The organism is Streptomyces sp. NPDC020801, from assembly GCF_044334385.1.
Classification (GTDB): Bacteria; Actinomycetota; Actinomycetes; order Streptomycetales; family Streptomycetaceae; genus Streptomyces.
Genome location: NZ_JBIRST010000016.1, coordinates 158,742 through 177,980 on the forward strand (window position 1 = coordinate 158,742; position 19,239 = coordinate 177,980).

Consider the following 19,239-nt stretch of genomic DNA (forward strand, 5'->3'; position numbering starts at 1 on the left):
CGAGGAGGTCAAGGACCGTGCGCTCACAGGGGCCGGGTGCGGCCCTCCCAGTACGGTTCCCGCAGCCGTCGCTTGTAGAGCTTGCCGTTGGGGTCGCGGGGCATCTCGGTGATGAAGTCGATGCTCCTGGGGCGCTTGTAGCCGGCGAGGCGGTCGGCGCAGTGGGTGAGGAGGGCGGCGGCGAGGGCCGGGCCCGGCCGGTGGCCGGGGGCCGGTTCGACGACGGCCTTGACCTCTTCGCCCCAGTCGTCGTGCGGGACGCCGAAGACCGCGGCGTCGGCGACGGCGGGGTGGGCGAGCAGGACGGACTCGATCTCGGCGGGGTAGATGTTGACCCCGCCCGAGATGATCATGTCGATCTTGCGGTCGCGCAGGAAGAGGTAGCCGTCCTCGTCCAGGTAGCCGAGGTCGCCCACGGTGAAGAAGTCCCCGATGCGGTTCTTCCGCGTCTTCGTCTCGTCCTTGTGGTACGAGAAACCGCCGGTGGTCATCTTCATGTAGACGGTGCCGAGTTGACCGGGCGGCAGCCGGTTGCCGTCGTCGTCGAAGATCGCGAGTTCGCTGATGGGCCAGGCCCGGCCGACCGTGCCGGGCTTCTTCAGCCAGTCCTCGGCGGTGGCGAAGGCGCCGCCGCCCTCGCTGGCCGCGTAGTACTCCTCCACGCAGCCGCCCCACCAGTCGATCATCGCCCGTTTCACGTGGCCGGGACAGGGGGCGGCCCCGTGGATGGCGTGCCGCATGGCGGAGACGTCGTAGCGGGCCCGTATCTCCTCGGGAAGGGCCAGCAGGCGGTGGAACTGGGTCGGGACCATGTGCGTGTGCGTGCACCGGTGGGTGTCGATGAGGCGGAGCATCTCCTGCGGCGTCCATTTGTCCATCAGGACCAGCCGGTGCCCGATGTGCAGGGACGCGCCCGCGAACTGGAGCACGGCGGTGTGGTAGAGCGGCGAGCAGACCAGGTGCACGTTCCCGTCGAAGGGCCGGATGCCGAAGATACCGAGGAAGCCGCCGAGGTAGGCCTCCTCGGGTGGCTTGCCGGGCAGCGGGCGGCGGATGCCGCGCGGGCGGCCGGTGGTGCCCGAGGTGTAGTTCATGACCCAGCCCATGGTGCGGTCGGGCGGCGCCGACCCCGGCTTTCCGGCGAGGAGTTCGTGGTAGGGCCGGAAGCCGGCGGCCTCGCCCACCGCGTACCGGTGGCCGGCCGGGAGCCCGGCCTCGTCGGCGGCCCGGCGGGCGGCATCGGCGAAGCGTTCGTGGGCGATGAGCACCTTGGCCCCGGAGTCGGCGACGATCCAGGCGATCTCGGGCCCGACGAGGTGGTGGTTGACGGGGACGAGGTAGAAGCCGGCCTGAGTGGCGGCCAGGTAGGCGGTCAGGAACTCCACGCCGTTGGGCAGCACGACCGCGAAGGCGTCGCCGCGCTCCAGGCCGGCGGCCCGGAGGCCGTGGACGAGGCCGTTGGCGGCGGCGTGCAGGCGACCGGCGGTCCACTCCTCGCCGTCGGGCGCGACCAGGACGCCACGGCCGGGATCGGCGGTGGCCTGGGCCCAGAAGCCGGTGGGGGGTGTGCCGCCCGGGTCGGCGGTGCCGGGTGTGCCGGTCACTGGCCGCTCCTTCCGGCGATGCGGTTGATCCGGCCGACGGCCTGCTCGAAGCCGCGGGTGAGGTCGTCGAAGACGGCCCGGACGGAGCGTTCGCTCGTCATCCGGCCGACGATCTGGCCGACGGGCGTACCGAGCAGCGGCTCGACCTCGAACTTCTGGATACGGGAGACCGCGTCGGCGACCAGCAGGCCCTGCAACGGCATGGGGAGGGTGCCGGGGCCGTGCGGGTCGTCCCAGGCATCGGTCCACTCGGTACGCAGCTGGCGGGCGGGTTTCCCGGTCAGGGCGCGGGAGCGGACGGTGTCGCCGGAGCCGGCCTCGAGCAGCTTGCGGGTCAGGGCCGGCGAGTGGAGCTTGGCCTCGGTGGTGGTGAGCCAGACCGAGCCCAGCCACACGCCCTGGGCGCCCAGCGCGAGAGCGGCCGCCGCCTGCCGGCCGCTGCCGATGCCGCCCGCCGCCAGCACGGGCAGCGGCGCCACCGCGTCGACGACCTCGGGGGTGAGCACCATCGTGGCGATCTCGCCGGTGTGGCCGCCGGCCTCGTAGCCCTGGGCGACCACGACGTCGATGCCCGCTTCCCTGTGCTTCCTGGCGTGCCGGGCACTGCCCGCGAGCGCGGCGACCAGCACGCCGCGCTCGTGGGCGCGGGCCACGACGTCGGCGGGCGGGGGGCCGAGGGCATTGGCGAGCAGACCGATCGGGTAGTCGAAGGCCACGTCGAGCTGGGTGCGGGCCACCTGCTCCATCCAGCCGGTGATGCGCCAGCCGGAGGCCTCGCCCGCGGGCCACTCGGGTACGCCGTACTTGGCGAGGGTGTCCCGCACGAACTGCCGGTGGCCGTCGGGGATCATCGCCTCGACGTCCGCCTCCGTGACCCCTTCGACCTTCTTCGCGGGCATCACGACGTCCAGGCCGTAGGGCCGGCCCCCGATGTGCGCCTCGATCCAGTCGAGGTCGCGCCTGAGGTCGTCGGGGGCGGTGTAGCGGACCGCGCCGAGCACTCCGAAGCCACCGGCCCGGCTGATGGCCGCGGCGACGGCGGGGAACGGCGTGAAGCCGAAGACGGCGTGCTCGACTCCCAGTTGCTTGCTCAGCTCCGTCTGCATGGGCGCAGGATGCCGCAGTCCTCCGGACGACGGAAGGCTATTTCTGATACTCCGTCAGATTCTTTGCAGGGTCTCGCGCGGCCCCGCACGCCTCATTGACACACCCCGGACCTGACAGGAAAGTTTCACTCTGCGAGGCAAGTGGCGAAAGATATTTTCAGGGCGCGGTACGACGGGAGGCCTGACGAATGGCGGACGGCGCGGCGCACGAGAGCGGGGACCGGTACGGGGACAGGGGCGGGCGCGGGAACCGGAACGGGGACGGGAACGGGAACCGGAACAGGGACGGGAACGGGAACGGGAACGGGGACGGGAACGGGGACGGGAACGGGAATGGGAACGGGGACAGGGGCGGGCGCGGGCTGACCCGCCGTCAACTGGGCCGGGCGTCGATGGTGCTGGGCGGTGCGCTGTGTCTCGCCTCCCTCCCGGCGGGCAGGGCTCTCCCCACGGGGGCGGCCGGGGCGGCCGGCCGCCGCGTCCTGCGGCACGGCTCGCCCGAGCGGGCCGGCCTGCTCCCCGCCGCTCTGCGCCGGCTCGTCGCCGATGCCGAGACGTTCCTCGGCCCCTCCCCCAAGCACCCCTGGTACGCGGGCGCCGTCCTGCTCGCCGGCCGCGGCGGCACCGTGGCGCTGCACGAGCCGATCGGCATGGCGGTGCGCTACACGGCGTACGACGAGAAGACCGACACCGGCGTGGAGCTCCCGCCCGACCGGCAGCTGCCGATGACCCGGGACACCGTCTTCGACCTGGCCTCGGTCTCCAAGCTGTTCACCTCGCTCCTCGCCGTGCAGCAGATCGAGCGGGGCACGCTGGAGCTGGAGGGCAGGGTCGCCGCGTACCTTCCGGACTTCGCACGCGCCGGCAAGCAGGATGTGACGGTACGCCAACTGCTCACCCACACTTCGGGTTTCCGCCCCTGGATCCCGCTGTACGACGCGCCGACGCACGAGCAGAAGCTGGAGCTGATCTGGAACGAGGCGCCGCTGAACCCGCCCGGCACCGCGTACCGGTACTCCGACCTGAACATGATCTCCCTGCAACTCGTCCTGGAACAGGTCACGGGCCGCGCGCTGGACGTGCTGCTCCGGGAGGAGGTCACCGGCCCGCTCGGCCTGGACCGCACCCGGTACAACCCGCCCGCCTCCTGGAAGCCGCACATCGCGGCCACCGAGGACGCCCGCAGACCCTGGTCCGGACTGGACCGCGGCCTGGTGTGGGGCGAGGTGCACGACGAGAACGCCTTCGGCCTCGGCGGAGTGGCCGGGCACGCGGGGGTGTTCTCCTGCGCGTGGGACCTCGCGGTGCTGGGCCGCACGCTGCTCAACGGCGGCGCCTACGGACGTGCCCGCATCCTCGAGCGGGAGTCGGTGGAGCTGATGTTCACCGACTTCAACACCGCCTTCCCCGGCGACGAGCACGGCCTCGGGTTCGAGCTCTACCAGCACTGGTACATGGGCGCGATGGCCACTCCGCGCACCGCGGGCCACACCGGCTTCACCGGTACCTGCCTGGTGCTCGACCCGACGACCGACACCTTCCTGGTCCTGCTCGGCAACTCCGTGCATCCTGTGCGCACCTGGCGGTCCGGGTCCGCTCCCAGGGTGGCCGCAGGCGACAATCTCGCGCGTGCCGTGCCGGTGCGCCCGGCGCGGGGGCGTACGGCCTGGTTCTCCGGCATGGCGAGCGCCACGACGGCGACCCTCGCCCTGCCCACGCTCGACGCCTCCCGAGGCGGCGCCCGGCTGTGCTGCGCCGTGTGGTGGGACACCGAACCGCGGTCGGACGAACTCGTCCTCGAGGCCTCGGCGGACGGGGGCGCGACCTGGCAGCCGGTCCCGTTCACCACCACGCGCCCGGGCGAGGGGCCGCAGCGGCATCCCGATGGCGTCGTCACCGGTTTCTCCGGCCGTGCCTAGCACCGGCTCGAGGCCGCGTTCCCGGCCGCCCGGCAGCTGACCGTGCGCTGGCGGTACACGACGGACAGCCGCTACGTGGGCCGCGGGGCCTACGTCGGCGCCCAGCGCGTCGAGGCCGGCCGGGAAGTCCTGTTCGACGAGGCACGCCCGGCCGACGCGGCCCGCATCGAGGCGAAGGGCTGGACGGCCACCGCAGACTAGGGCGATCACACCTGATCGATCTCAGTCGATTCCCATCTTCCCGAAATCGACAATCAATCGGCATCGAAAATAGATCGAAAGTATCCCCATCCTTTTCTTTCAATTCGGGATGTGCGTGGCAGCAGCGGAAATAAAAGCTCACGAATACGGGTCCCATCCGCTCAGCGGGCGATAATGTGAATCCGCAACCGGACTGGGGATTCCGGGATCTGCGATCAGTCATGGCTGCCTCGTCACCAGGGCCCTGCGATGCCTGATTCACGTGCAACAGCGGCCGCCCGCCGCCTCGCCGGGGCGTCGGCGGCCGTATCGGGGGTGGGGAACAGTGCAGTCGAACACCGGGGTGAACACGGGGGCGGCCGATCTTCGGGCCGCACTCCGCGTCGCGGACCTGCTGGCGGGCGGGCCCACAGCGCGCGGAGCGGAGACAGGCGGCGAGCATCCCGCCGAGCCGGCGCCACCCGACCACCGGGACGTGGCGCGGCTGCTGGCCGCCGCCGGCTCCCCCGCCGCCCCTCATGCCTGGCGCCCGGCCTGGGACGACGTACTCGCCCAGGAACGCGCGGGCCTGTCCCGGGCCGGCCTGGGATGGGTGCTCACCCGCTTCGCCTCGGGGATGTTTCCGGCCCTCGACATCCTGGAGACCGGCTGCGAGCGGCTGCGCCTGAGCCGGCTGCTCCACACCGCCGCCGGCCCGGAGGTGATACGGCTCGCCGAGGCGTCCTGGACGGAACTGGCCCCGGCGTCCGGGGCACTTCCGCAGGACAGGGGCGGCCGGCTCTTCCTGCTCGCGGGTGGCCGGGACCAGGCCGGCGGCGGGCTCGGCAGCGCGCTGCGCAAGTCCCTGGGTGCCTTCGTGCGGGCCGCGGGCCGCGACGCGGCGGGGCCGCTCGTGCTCGCCGTCAGGGCCGCCGGCTGGCAGCCCGTCGAGCAGGCGGCCGAGGCGGTGCGCGGGGAGTCCGGCGCGCTGCTGTGCCTGCGGCTGTCCGCACACTGGCCGATGACGCCGGACGACCTGACGGCCGGGCTGCCGCTGCGCACCACGGTGTGGCTCGCGGCCGCCCACGTCGACGGCGGCTCGGGCACGGTCGGCCTGGTGCGCCGGCCGCTGTTCCCGGCCGGCAGCCGCGCCGACGACCGCACCGCCGCGGGACCGGTCGTCCATGTGCCGGTCACCGCGCCGCCGCAGGGCGCCACCACCGGCGAGAGCGTCGCCGCCGTCGTCCTGGCCGGGCTCGACGAGCCGGCGTCGCGGTGGCGCTCCCTGCGCATCGACCGGCTCGAACTGCCGCCCGGCTCCCGGACCACCCTGTGCTACGCCCTGCGCGGGCTCGGCCGGGTGGAACTGCGCCACGACGGTCCGCACGAACCCGAGACCTCCCCCTGGACCGCCCTGGCGTCCGGGACCCCGCGGCAGCTCTCCCGGCCCCGCCCGGTCGACCTGGTGGTGGCCGTGGAGGTCGCCGGACCGCAGGCCGACGGCGGCACCGCGGTCGAGGAGCGGCTGCAGGAGGCGGCGGCCGTCGTGACCGCCGTCCAGGACGCGGTCGGCGTCGAGGAGACACTCCGGGTGGGACTGATCGGCTACCGCGACCACGATCCGCTCGACCGACCGGGCGACCGCGGGCCCGTCGTACGCCGGCTGGGGATGTCGGCGGCACCGGACGCCGCGCTCGCCCTCGCGTCCTGGCGCCCCCGTCCCCTGCGGCACGACTTCGCCACGGGGCTGGAACACGTGCCCCGTGAGCTGTCCGCCTGGCGCCCGCTGTGGCGGGCCGACAGCCACCGGGTGCTGCTGGTGGTCGGCTCCCGTCCCCCGCACCCGCGGGCGCGTCCGCCCCGGGTGCTGCGGCGCGGCGCGGCCGTACGCATCTGCCCCGACCGGCTGGACTGGCAGGCCGAACTGGACGCGGTACGCCACTACGACGGCGTCGCGTGTGTCGCGGTCGTGGACGAACCCGCCTGGATGGACGACCTGCAGGGCGAGCCCCATCTGGCGCACTGGGCGGACCACGCCTGGCACGCGTTCGGCGCCGAGGGGCGGTTCACCGCGGGCCACGACCCGCGGCTGATCGCCTCCGCCGTCGCCGCACCGGCGCTGTGCCTGCCCGCGGACGGCACACCGATCCGGCTGGTCGTCGCCGACGGCACGGCCGGTGACTGGCAGCACGCCGTGGCCGGCTGACCGAGACCTCACCGACATCCCGGTACGCGCCCCACGCGCGGGCCGGACCACCACCGTGCGGCGGCCGAGGTCCGCCGCCCGTCAAGCGGGAGCACATCCATGGTCGACGACGACGCGCGGCCCGAGCCTGTCAAGGACGCCGGACCGGACCGCAGGCAGCAGCACCGGGAGGAGGGGCCGTTCGACGTCTTCGACCGGTCCACCCTCGTCGGGGGCCGGGCCGCCCTGCCCCCACCCTCGCCGCCGACGGCCCCGGCCGCCGGGCCCGCGGCCACCGGCGAAGCCCCGGCCGCGAACGGGTCCGCGCCCCCACGCCCGCGCCCCCGCCCGGGCCCCCCGGGCGGGCGGAAGGACAGGGCGCGGCCGTCCGCCGCGCCCTCCCCACGGCCCGCACCGGACGAGGAGGCGCTGCCCAGCGTCTTCCTGGAGAAGGTCGACGAGCCCGACCCGGCCCCGCGCGCCGACAAGCCCGCGAAAGGCGGCAGGAAGGCGGCCCCGGAGCAGCGCGAGGGCCAGGAGGGGGCCCATCAGGAGCCGGAGGGCCGGCCCGCCCCGCCCGAGTCGACGGTCACCCTCTGGGGCGGCATGGGAAGCGGCAAGTCCACCCTGCTGGCCGCCCTCTCCCGGGCCGTCCAGGACCCGTTGTACGGGAAATGGAGCATCTGGCCGGAGGACCACGCCTCGCAGAAGTTCCTCGGCGACCTGGCGCGCATCCTCTACCGCGACCGGAAGTTCCCCAACGCCACCCTCACCGAACAGCGCCCGGTCCGCTTCACCCTGGCCGGGGACCTCACCGGAACCCGGTTCTCCCGCGCCGGACGCAAACGGTGGCGGCGCGGCACCGAACGCACGCGCGACCTGACCGAGTTCAAGGTCACCGTCCGGGACCTGCCCGGGGAGGCGTTCGACCTGCACTCGCAGACCGGGGCCGCCCTCGGGGGCAAGCTGATCAAGGACCTGGGCGCCTCGCGGGCCATGGTCTACGTCGTCGACCCCGTCCGGGAGTGGCAGGTCAACGGCGACGACGGACCGGTGGCCAAGGACGCCCGGCAGAACGCGGACTTCTTCACCGACGTCCTCGGCGGGGTCGCCACCGAGATCAACATGCACGACGCGCGGGAGGGCAATTTCCTGCCGCACAGCATCGCCGTGTGCCTGGCGAAGTTCGACGACGACCGGGTCTTCCGCTTCGCCTGCGAACAGGGCAACGTCCGGCTCAACCCCCGTACCGGGCAGCCGGAGGTCATGGACGCCAAGCGGCTGTTCGACGGGCTGTGCCAGGCCTTTCCGCACGGCAGTCTGCGCGAGATCCAGCAGCAGATCGAGTTGTTCTTCGCGCCCGAACGCGTCGGCTACTTCGTCTGCTCGGCCGTCGGTTTCTGGGTCGATCCGGAGCGGGGTTTCGACTTCGAGAACCCGTACCTGCTCAACCCGGTCGAGGACGCCGTGCGCTTCGTGGCGCCGCCCCGGCCCGTCAACATCCTCGAACCGTTCCTCTTCCTACGGGGCTTCGGCCCGTCGCAGTCCTGATCCGGCATCCGACACCCGCACACGAGAGGACACACCATGGCACCGGGGCTGATCGCCGACTGGGCCCTGTGGGGCAAGGAGCCCCGCACCAACAGCGGCTACCAGGTTCTCGCCGCCCATCCGCCGAGCGGCATCGCCGACTTCAACACCACCATCCACCACTGGTCGCCGGGTACCCCGGCGCCCGGCGACCAGTTGCCGTGGATCACCATGGGGTGTGCCCCGGGACCCGGCGGAGCCGGGACGGTCGGCGTCTTCCTGCTGGACGGCACGGCCGGGGTCGACGGGTCCAACCGCCCGATCTACCGGATCAGCCACTTCGCCGTCCCCTACGCGCAGGTGCGGGCGGCGGGCATCGGCTGGTGCGCGCTGGCGAGGGCCGCCCGCACGGCCGCTCAGAGCCTGACCGAGAGCAGTGCCGGACCGGTCGAACTGGCCTACGGCGACGACGACCTCCTGGTCACCGACGTCCGGGACAACATCACCCCCCGGGTCTCGGAGATCACCCGCTGGCTGGCGGCCGCGGCGGCCCATCTACTGGACGGCACGGTGGCGGTGACGGGCGACCGCCAGTACGGGCCGCTCCAACTGCTGCTCGTCCTGGACTCCGTGGCGGCCCTGCTGCCGTTCGGCATGCGCAGCACCCTGTCCGCCGCCAGCTGGACCTCCTCGGGCTCCGAGGTGCCCATGCGCCTGTACTGGGGGGACGCCGGCGGCTCCCCCGGGGTGACCAGCCTGAGCCTGGGCGGCGAACTGCCGGACCTGGGCGCGCTGTCCCCGCAGGCGCGCACCTACCACGACCTGCTCATCAAGAACTGGACGGAGCACGGCGGCGAGGCGGTCGTACGCCATCTGGCCGACGCCCGCGAGCCGTTGGACATCGAGGGTCCCCTCGCGCACGCGGAGGCGCTGGAGGTACTGACCGCGCTGGACCCGTCGATGGCCGTGGTCCAGGCCGTCAGCGAGGGCCAGGACGTGGGTACCGACCGGATCGTCCAGGCCCTGCGCAGTCCCGGGATCGGTGCCGGGGCGCTCGCCGTCCTCGCGGGCCGGGCACTGGCGGATCCGGACACCGACATGGAGGCCCTGGCGCCGCTCATGTCCCGTCCCGTCGTCTCCGAGGCCTTCCGCGAGCAGCTGATCGAGGACCTGCTCGACGGCCGGACGGACGTCGCCCTCGGCAACTTCGAGAACATGCGCGCCGCCATCGCCGGCACCGGGGGGGACCTCGACCCGCTGGACGAGGTGCTGGCCTTCGTCATCGGCCGGATCCGGGCCACCTGCCCGCAGGACGCGCCCGATCCCGTGGCCGAGCGGCTGCTGCCCGCCGTCGCCCCGTTCACCGAGGGCACCATGGGCTTCACCCAGTACCTGCTGCGTTCGGTCCCCGGCCTCGCGCGCCGCCTCGTCCGGGCCCTGTACGAGCGGCCCGACCCGGCCGGTCTCCTGCGTGCCTGGCTGCGCTGGCTGTGCTTCGAACCGGAGCCCGAGCGGGCCGCGGAGATCGCCGAGAGCCCCGAACTTCCGCTGTTGTACGGCCTGCTGAGTTCGGGTGCCTGCCCGGCCGGGGCCAACCGGAAGTGGGCGTCGGGCCATCCCGAGGCGGCTTCCCGGCTGCTGGAGGCCGCGGTCGTCTGCGCGGTCGCCGACGAGGTCCTGCAGTCCGACTTCTTCCAGGGGCTGCTCGGCTGCGCGCTGCGCACTCCCGCGGACCCGGACGAGTTCTCGCCCCAGGCGGTGCTCCGGCGTGCGCTGGGCCGCTCCCCCGCCCGGATGCGGCCGGAGACGGCGGCCCGCTGGGACGTGCTGTGCGTCCTGGCCGACCTGCCGCCGTCGGGTTTCGCCACTCTGGCCGCGGCGGCCCGGCAGTCCGGTTCCGGCGGCCCGGCGGGACGCGTCGGCACCTACGCCTCGATGCTCCAGGCCGCGCTCGATCCACGCCCGGTGCGCCAGCATGCCCCGGCGGTCGTCCAACTCCTGCTGGACGGCGCCCTGTCGGTCGACGCGACCACCGGCGAGGGCCCCGGACCGGCCGGCCGCGACCTCGCCCTGCGCGTCCTGGACTGGCCCGAGCCCTACCCGCGGATCGTCGCCGACGCGGTGCACCGGCTGTCCACCGAGGTGCCGCACTGGCGGGAGACGCCCGAGGACCAGCGCTGGCTCGAGCGGATCGCCGACCGTCTGCCGCAGCTGCGGTCCACACTCGCCCTCCGTGAGGTGCACCGCGTGGCGATGCGGTGCTCGGGCACCCGGGAGGACTGCGAACTGCTGGCCGCGCGGGCGTGCGCGGCCCGCCGGGCGGGCGGGGAGAACGAAGAGCTCGGCGCGGCCCTGCAGGCCTGGGCGGCCCACGGTCACGTCGGCGAACGGGTCCTGAACCTCCTCGACGCCTATCACCGGGTGTGGACGTCGTACGCGAGCGGGGACCGCGCCGACGAGGAGCGCGAGGACCTGGAGATCGCCCTCATCCGGGGCAGCACGGACCGCCGCCTCTGGCCGCACTACCGCGACCACGCGATCGGCCGGCTGACGCGGATGAGGTCCGACCTCGACCAGCAGATCCGGCAGTGCGAACGGGAGATCGCCCGGCTGCGCAGACTGGACGCCGTGGCCGCCCGCACCCGCTCCTGAACCCGGCTGTTCCGGCCCGCACCCGCTCCTGAACCCGGCGGCCCCACGAACCGCTCCGGCCCGGCGGCACGCCGCGGCCGACGGCCCGCTCACGCACACCACAGGGGGACAGACACCTCATGCTCACCATCCGGGCGACGGCCCGCCACGCCGTGCTGCTCACCCTCGCCGTCCTGCTGGCCGTCTGCGGTACGGCACCCGCCGTGGCCGCGGACCCACCGGTGCCGCGCGACGACATCTACCGCTCGCTCAAGGTCGACGACGTCCCGGCGGCCTACGTGGTCCTCGTCGACGTCTCCAGTTCGATGCAGGACAAGGGACCCGACGGCGTCCCGCTCTACACCACGGTCAAGCGCCGCCTGGCCGACTTCCTCGCCTCGCTCACACCGGCCGACCAGGTGGCCGTCGTCACCTTCGGGCGGGCGACGAGCGTCGTGCACCCGATGGCACCGGCGAACCGCACCGACGGCCTCTTCGACAGGGAACTGCCCGGCTCCGCCGAGGAGTCGGCGAGCGACCACGGCGCCGCGCTGGACGCCGCGGCCGACCAGCTCGACCACAGCACGGCCCCGGTCGGTGCGGTGCTGATGCTCACCGACGGCGCCGTCAACGCGCCGGGCAGCCCCTACGCCCAGCTGGGCAGCCAGGCCTGGCAGCGGCTGAGGGCGCGCTACTCGGCGCTGGGGGCGGACCACAAGATCACGGGCTACGGGCTCCCGCTCGCCGAGGGCACCAAGGTCTCCGAGGTCCTCGGCAGCGCCTTCGGCGCCCCGCGCATCCTGCCGGTCGACCCGGCGGCCCTGGGATCCCAGCTGAGCTCCGCCAAGGACCAGGTCCGGACCCAGAAGGCGGTGAGTCTGCTCCGCGCCGACCAGGACGGCACGGTCGCCGTGTCGGTCGCGGGCGAGGGAGTGCGCGCGGCCGGCCGGGGACACGTCACCGTAGGGACCTCGGACCGCACCGGCGCCCGGACCCGGACCCTGGAGGTGACCCTGGTCTCCAAGGCCCACCACGTGCCGCTGACCGTCCGGCTCACGGGCGCCGACGGCACCGACGGTGCGCGGGTGACCTCGCAGGGCCCCGTCACCCTGCAGCCGGGCGGGCGGCGCACCGTACGGCTGACGCTGGCCTGGCGGCAGAACCCCCGGTTCAGCCTGCTCCCCGGCTCACGCGACTTCGAGGCCCGGGTGCCCCTGCGCGCCGAGATCTCCTCGCCCTGGACGACGGCGATCCACGGCTCCCTGGGGGACACGAAGTTCTCCACCGGCGAACCGGTCGTCACCGAACTCGACCTGCGGGGCACGGTGCCCGGCCGGACGCCCGGCTGGCTCTACCCGCTGGTCCTGCTGGTGGTGCTGCTGGGCTCGGCGGCCGGGTGGCGCGCCTACAAGCAGCGCAACCCCCAGCTCACCGGCGTCCTCGTGGTCACCGACCTGCGGACGGGCAGCCGTCAGGCGATCCCGCTGCGCGGCCGGGAGGTCACCCAGGAGACGGATGCCGGGCAGGTGCGGGCGCACATCACCGTGCGCGGCCGGCAGGAGGCGGGACGCCTGGTGCTCGTCCTGCGCTGCGAGCGCGACGCTCCGCGCCCGAGCGGGGAGCGGCTGCGCGACACCGGCACCTGCGAGCTCGGCAAGTCCACGGTGCTGTGCGGCATCGGCTTCTCCCACGAGACGGAGAGCGAGGCGGCCGTCCTGCGCTGACCCACCCGGTGCGGGTACCGGGCAGCCGGCCCGAAGACCTGCCGCAAGCCCGGTCCGAGGGCCTGCGCCAGTACCCGCGCCAAGACCCGCGCCAAGACCGGCCCGAAGAGAGGACGACGACATGGTGATGCCACTGGACCCGGACGCCGACCCGCCGGAGGCGGCCGGCTTCCGGCTGCTGGGCAGGCTGGGCACGGGCGGGTTCGGCACGGTCTACCTGGGCAGGCGTCCGGGCGACCGGCACGGCCCGGACGCCCTGGCGGCCGTGAAGCTGCTCAAGCGCGAGTTCACCGAGGACGCCCAGCACATGCAGCGCTTCCACCAGGAGAGCAAGGCGCTGGAGCGCTGCAAGGGCGCGCGCATCCCCGACCTGCTCGCGCTGGACTTCGGCGCGGGCCGGCGGCCGACCCTGGCGACCCGTTTCATCCCCGGTCTGTCGCTGTACCGCGTGGTGGAGTCGCACGGCGGTCCGCTGCCGCGGGACGCGGTGCAGACGGTCGCCGCGGAGCTGGCCGACACCCTCGGCACCGCGCACCACAAGGGACTGCTGCACCGGGACCTGCATCCGGGGAACATCCTGCTGACCCGGGACGGGCCCTGGATCATCGACTTCGGGCTGACCCGCATCCGCGGTCAGCGGGTCACGCTGACCCTCGACACGGTCATCGGCCACCCGCACTTCTGCGCCCCCGAACAGATCCGGGGACTGGCCAGGACCGGGCAGGCGACCGATGTCTTCGGCGTCGCCGCCATCGTCCTGTACGCCCTCACCGGCCACCCGCCGTACACGGCGGAGAACGATGCCCGGGCCATGCTGCTGCGCCGTGTGGGCGGGATGGCGCCCGACCTGTCGGGGCTGCCGGACGACGCCACGGGCCGGCTGATCCGCGCCTGCCTGGCCGAGGACCCGGCCGACCGTCCCGCGCTGGAGGAGGTCGCCGAGGGCTTCGGCCCACCGGGAATGCTCCACCTGCCCGACTCCGTCGGCCGTGCCCTGGCCGCCTACCGTACGCAGCTGCGGGACTTCCTCGCCGGGGCGGGCAACGCCGCCGATCTGACCGTGCCGTTCCGCCCCGGGCGGCGCAGCTGGAGCGTCGGCGCCGGGGAGTGGCCGCACAGCGTCGTGGCCACGGAGGAGGGCGGTGTGGTCGCCGCCGACGGCAGTGGTGCGGTGCGCTGGCTGGACGCCGCCACGGGCGCGGAGGTGGCCCGCCGGACGGACTTCACCGCCCCGGTGCAGCTGTGCGCGGACGGGGACGTGCTGCTGGTGTGCGACTCCGCCGGCCGGCTGGAGTCCTGGAACACCCGGGAGCACCTCATGTGGTGGTCCGTGCCGGCGGGCGGTCTCGACCGGGCCCGGGTGCTGCTTCGGGGGCAGAGCGTGTTCCTCGGCGAGGCCACCGGCCGGCTGCACCACTTCGACGCGGTCACCCGCCGCCTGTGGTGGGAGACCGGCCCTCTCCTCGACGCCTTGGGAGCGCCGGCCGTGCCCGTCGCGGCCGGCGCCCGGCACGTGTATCTGTCGGCGGCGCAGGGCACGACGCTCCTCGCCGTCGACGACGAGGACGGCGCCCTGTCATGGAAGGCGCCGGTACGACTGCCGGCCCCCGTCCTGGCGCCGCCGTTGCCGCTGGAGGAGCACCTCGTGGTGGCGGACGGCGACGGCACCCTGCGCTGCATCACCGCCGCCGACGGCTCGACCGCCTGGGAGAAGCGGCTCGGGGCGCCCGTGGTGGCACAGCCCGTCCGGGTGCTCGACACGGTCGTCGTCGGGGACGCGGCGGGCACGGTCCACTGTCACAGCGCGGCGACCGGCGAGCCGATCTGGCGCGCGTACTACGGACGGCAGGAGGAGTTCTTCGCGCTGTGTACCGACGGCGCCGCGGTGTACGCCGGTGGCTGGAGCGGCCGGCTGCAGTTGCTGGACGCGGCGGACGGGGCCTCGCTGCAGAGCTTCGACCTCGGCGGCCAGATCCTGGCGACGGCCTGCGCCCCGGGTGGCCGGAGTGTGCACGCCGCCTCGTCCGGCGGCACCCTGCACGCGCTGCCGGCCGCGGCGGCACCGGACGCGCCCGCGGGCCCGCCGTCCGGCCGGGGCGGCGGGCCCGCGGGCGCAGGTGGGGCCGTCACTCGTTGAAGACGGCCTTCTGCACCTCGGTCGGTCCGTCGAAGTGGTCCTGCTTCAGGCCGTCGAGCCGACTGACGATCCTGCTGTCGGCCCGGTTCCTGCGGGCACGCTCGACCAGGTGCTGCCTGTCCGTCGGGTAGTCCATGCCGCTGAGGGCCTTCTGCAGCTCGATCGGGCTGAGGTCGGCCATGTGAGCCTCCCGTGGGGGGTGGGCGGCCGCCGCCGGGCGGCCTGGTCGTCCTACGGAAACGTCGCTCTGTCGGAGTGCCCCGCGAGGGCCGGGGCATTCAGCCGCCCTGCTCCTCCAGCACCGCCATGGCCGCGTTGTGCCCCGGCACTCCGCTGACGCCGCCACCGCGCACGGCGCCCGCCCCGCACAGCAGCACGTTGCCGTGCCGGGTCTCCACGCCCCAGCGGCCGGTGCCCTCCTGGGTGTACGGCCAGCTCAGCGCCCGGTGGAAGATGTTGCCGCCGGGCAGGTGGAGATCCCGTTCCAGGTCCAGCGGGGTCTTGGCCTCGATGCAGGGCCGGCCGTCGGCGTCGGTCGCCAGGCAGTCGGCGAGCGGCTCGGCGAGGTGGGCGTCCAGCTGGGCGAGGGTCGACTTCAGCAGTTCCTCCCGTACGGCGTCGTTGTCCCGGGCGAAGAGCCGGGCGGGGGTGTGCAGGCCGAAGAGGGTGAGGGTCTGGTAGCCCCGCTCGACGAGTCCGGGGCCGAGGATCGTGGGGTCGGTCAGGGAGTGGCAGTAGATCTCGGAGGGCGGCGCGGTGGGCAGTTCGCCCGCCGCCGCCTGGGCGTGCGCGGCGGCCAGTTGCCGGTAGCCCTCGGCGATGTGGAAGGTGCCGGAGAACGCCTCGCGCGGGTCGACGGAGGTGTCGCGGAGCCTGGGCAGCCGCTTGAGCAGCATGTTCACCTTCAGCTGGGCGCCCTCGGCGGGCTGTGGCGGCTCGTCGCCGGTGAGGGCCGCGAGGGCCTGCGGGGAGGCGTTGACCAGGACGTGGCGGGCGCCGACCGTGCCCTCGCCGTCCCGGGTCCGGTAGGTGACCTCGGCAGCGCGGCCGTCGCTCGCCACCCGCACCGCCTCGTGGCCGGTGGCGAGGACGGCGCCGGCCCGGCGGGCCGCGTCCGCGAGCGCGTCGGTCAGGGCGCCCATGCCGCCGACCGGCACGTCCCAGGCGCCGGTGCCGCCGCCGATCACGTGGTACAGGAAGCAGCGGTTCTGGGCCAGGGACGGGTCGTGGGCGTCGGCGAAGGTGCCGATGAGGGCGTCGGTGAGGACCACGCCGCGCACCAGGTCGTCGGCGAAGCGGTCCTCGACGGCGACGCCGATCGGCTCCTCGAACAGGGTCCGCCAGGCCTCCTCGTCGTCGATACGGCGGCGTAGCTCGTCGCGGGTGGGCAGCGGGTCGGTGAGTGTGGGGAAGACCCGCCGGGCGACGCGGCCGGTCATCCCGTAGAAGCGCTGCCAGGACTCGTACTCGCGGTCGGAGCCGGTCAGCCGCGCGAAGCCCTGACGGGTCCGCTGCTCCCCGCCGCCGACGAGCAGCCCGGTGGGGCGCCCGTCCCGCTCGACGGGGGTGTACGAGGAGATGGTGCGGGTGCGCAGCCGGAAGTCGAGGCCCAGGTCCTGAACGATCTTGGGGGGCAGCAGGCTGACCAGGTAGGAGTAGCGGGAGAGCCGGGCGTCCACACCGGCGAAGGGGCGGGTGGAGACGGCCGCGCCGCCGGTGCGGTCCAGCCGCTCCAGAACCAGCACCGACCGTCCGGCCCGGGCCAGATAGGCGGCGGCCACCAGCCCGTTGTGCCCGCCGCCGACGATGACGGCGTCGTACGTCCCGTGTGCCTCGTGTGCGCTCATGGTTCTTCGTAACACGCGATGATCCACGTCGGCCAGGGTGCGCCTCGCCCGGCCCCGCGGCCGGCGGCGGCCTCAGCGGCCGCCGGCCGCCCGCTGCTGACGCAGCACCGCCACCCTGCGGTAGAGCTCGACGGCCTCGGCGCCGCGGCCCAGCTGCTCAAGGCAGTGGGCCTCGTCGTTGCGACTGGCGAGGGCGTCGGGGTGGCCGGCGCCCAGGACGCGTTCGCGGGCGGCCGCCACCTGCCGGTACTCGGCGAGGGCGTCGGCCCAGCGGCCGAGCCAGCCGAGGCCGACGGCGACCTCGCGGCGGCTGACGAGGGTGTCCGGGTGGTCGGGCCCGAGGACCCGCTCGCGGATCGCGCACACGTCACGCGACTCGGCCAGCGCCTCCTCCCAGCGGCCGAGGCGGCCGAGGTTGACGCCCAGGCCGTGGCGGGCGCGGAGGGTCTCCGGGTGGACGCGGCCGTGCACGCGGGTGCGGTCGTCGATCAGGCCGCGGTAGAGCTGGAGCGCCTCGGCGCTGCGGCCGAGCCGGCCCAGGCTGATGCCGACCTCGTGGCGGGCGGCCAGGGTGTCGGGATGGTCGGGGCCGAGCGCCTCGGCGCGTGCCTCGGTGATCTCCCGGTAGCTCTGCAGCGCCTCGGCCCAGCGGCCCAGCTGGCCCAGTGCGTAGGCTACTTCGTAGCGGGTGACGAGGGTGTCGGGGTGGTGCGGCCCCAGGACCCGGGCGCGGGCGGCGGCCACCTGGCAGGCCATGCGGTGGGAGTCCTCCGGGCGGCCGAGCCGGCTGAGGCTGAAGGCGAGGTTGTGGCGGCAGCGCAGGGTGTCGGGATGGTCCGGGCCCATGGTGCGCTCCCGAGCGGCGAGCACCGCCGTGTAGACCTGGTGGGCGTCGAAGTGCCGGCCCAGCCGGCCGAGCACGTACGCCATTTCCTGCCGCGCGGCCAGGGTGTCGGGGTGGTCGGCGCCGAGCACCCGGATGCGGGCCTCGGCCACCTGCTTGTACTCGCGCAGCGCCTCGGCGGGGCGGCCGGTGCGGCTGAGGATGAAGGCCACCTCGTAGCGGCCGGCGAGGGTGTCGGGGTGGTCGGGTCCGAGGAGACGGGCGCGCTCGGCGGCGACCGAGCGGTGTATCTCGCCCGCCTCGGCCCAGCAGCCGAGCCGCGCCAGGCCGAGGGCCGCGTTCTGCCGGTCGGCGAGGGCCCTGAGCAGCTCCGGCCGAGGGGCGGGCCGTTCGCCGGTCACCGGTACGGGCACCGGCACCCGCGCTCCGGCGCGGTCGGCGGCGGGGCGCGTCGTCCACTCGCCGGTGAGGCCGGCCGACGGGTCCGGTGGGGTGGTGCGCAGTTCGGGGCCCGTCGCCTTGTGGCCGGTGCTCATGCCGCGCGTCCACGACGGCAGGCGGGTGCCGCGCGCGGCCGGCTCGGGCTGGTTCGGCCGCGGGCGCGGGGCGGCCACCGTCGGCACGTACCTGGCCGCCGAGCGGCCGGCGATGATGCGGCGGCACAACTCGTGTGCGTCAAAGGGCCGTTGCTCGGGGCGCTTGGCGAGCAGGTCGAGGATGATCCGTTCCAGGTACTCGGGCAGTTCGGCACGGTGGCCGCGCGGGGGCGCGGGCGGGGTGTCCCGGTGGCCGACCAGGACGGCCCAGGCGTCGTCGAGGTCGAACGGCGGTGCTCCGGTGGCGAGTTCGTACAGCACGCAGCCCAGCGAGTACAGGTCGCTGCGCTGGTCGACCTCGGTGCCGCCGATCTGCTCCGGCGACATGTAGTGCGGGGTGCCCAAGGCGATGCCGGTGCCGGTCAGCCGGGCGGTGAAGCCGATGTCATGGCCGAGGCGGGCGATGCCGAAGTCGCAGATCTTCACGGTGCCGTCGGGAAGGCGCATGATGTTCGCCGGTTTCAGGTCCCGGTGCACGATGCCCTGCTGGTGGGTGTAGCCGAGGGCGGCGGCGACCTGCTCGGCGATCTCGACGATCTCCTCGACGGCCAGCGGGTGGTGCCTGTTGTCCTGGAGGAGCTGGCCGAGGTTGCGCCCGTCGAGCAGCTCCATCACCAGGTACAGCACGCCGTCCCACTCGCCGAAGTCGTGCACGACGGTGACTCCGCGGTGCTGGAGCGCGGCGGCCACCCGGGCCTCGCGCCGGAACCGTTCCCGCAGCACGCGGCTGAAGGACTGGTCGTGGTGCGAACCGATCGGTTCGAGGCATTTCACGGCGACATGGCGGCCCAGCGACTCGTCCCGCGCCCGCCACACCTCTCCCATGCCGCCCCGCCCGATCGGCTCGAGCAGCCGGTAACGGCCCTGGATCAGCCTGCTGTCCGCCATCTCGCGCCGTCGCCCCCGTCGCCGTGTGCCCCCGCCCTCACCGGGCCG

Annotated in this window: 10 protein-coding genes and 1 pseudogene; 6 read left to right on the plus strand and 5 right to left on the minus strand. The window is 74.2% G+C overall.

What is annotated here, in order from left to right:
- Positions 1-23 precede the first annotated feature (23 nt).
- A complete protein-coding gene (locus ACH4UM_RS29115) occupies positions 24-1,604 on the minus strand; it encodes an acyl-CoA synthetase (protein WP_398185487.1) in 1,581 nt (526 codons plus the stop codon).
- Entirely contained in the window at positions 1,601-2,710 is a 1,110-nt protein-coding gene (locus ACH4UM_RS29120) for an NAD(P)H-dependent flavin oxidoreductase (RefSeq protein WP_398185489.1), read from the minus strand. Before ACH4UM_RS29120 ends, ACH4UM_RS29115 begins: the two co-directional genes overlap by 4 nt.
- Positions 2,711-3,102: 392 nt before the next feature.
- Here ACH4UM_RS29120 and ACH4UM_RS29125 point away from each other — a divergent pair.
- From ACH4UM_RS29125 to ACH4UM_RS29150, 6 genes and pseudogenes are all read left to right on the plus strand, one after another.
- A pseudogene (locus ACH4UM_RS29125) lies at positions 3,103-4,830 on the plus strand (serine hydrolase).
- Between the two features lie 325 nt (positions 4,831-5,155).
- Entirely contained in the window at positions 5,156-7,015 is a 1,860-nt protein-coding gene (locus ACH4UM_RS29130; RefSeq protein WP_398185492.1) for a hypothetical protein, read from the plus strand.
- Between the two features lie 99 nt (positions 7,016-7,114).
- On the plus strand, positions 7,115-8,545 hold the full coding sequence (locus tag ACH4UM_RS29135) for a hypothetical protein (protein ID WP_398185495.1): 1,431 nt from the start codon (positions 7,115-7,117) through the stop codon (positions 8,543-8,545).
- A 36-nt stretch (positions 8,546-8,581) separates the two neighbouring features.
- Positions 8,582-11,176 carry a hypothetical protein gene (locus ACH4UM_RS29140; RefSeq protein WP_398185498.1) on the plus strand — a complete coding sequence of 865 codons (2,595 nt, stop codon included), beginning with the start codon at positions 8,582-8,584 and terminating at the stop codon, positions 11,174-11,176.
- Between the two features lie 119 nt (positions 11,177-11,295).
- The gene (locus ACH4UM_RS29145; RefSeq protein ID WP_398185501.1) at positions 11,296-12,879 is read left to right on the plus strand and encodes a VWA domain-containing protein; all 1,584 of its coding nucleotides are present in this window, start codon (positions 11,296-11,298) and stop codon (positions 12,877-12,879) included.
- Positions 12,880-13,000: 121 nt separating this feature from the next.
- A complete protein-coding gene (locus tag ACH4UM_RS29150) occupies positions 13,001-15,016 on the plus strand; it encodes a protein kinase (protein WP_398185503.1) in 2,016 nt (671 codons plus the stop codon).
- Here ACH4UM_RS29150 and ACH4UM_RS29155 read toward each other — a convergent pair.
- From ACH4UM_RS29155 to ACH4UM_RS29165, 3 genes are all read right to left on the minus strand, one after another.
- Entirely contained in the window at positions 15,006-15,197 is a 192-nt protein-coding gene (locus ACH4UM_RS29155) for a DUF2795 domain-containing protein (protein ID WP_398185506.1), read from the minus strand. The genes ACH4UM_RS29150 and ACH4UM_RS29155 overlap by 11 nt on opposite strands.
- A 97-nt stretch (positions 15,198-15,294) precedes the next feature.
- A complete protein-coding gene (locus ACH4UM_RS29160) occupies positions 15,295-16,863 on the minus strand; it encodes a phytoene desaturase family protein (RefSeq protein ID WP_398185509.1) in 1,569 nt (522 codons plus the stop codon).
- A gap of 72 nt (positions 16,864-16,935) precedes the next feature.
- Positions 16,936-19,191 carry a tetratricopeptide repeat protein gene (locus ACH4UM_RS29165; protein WP_398185511.1) on the minus strand — a complete coding sequence of 752 codons (2,256 nt, stop codon included), beginning with the start codon at positions 19,189-19,191 and terminating at the stop codon, positions 16,936-16,938.
- Positions 19,192-19,239 lie beyond the last annotated feature (48 nt).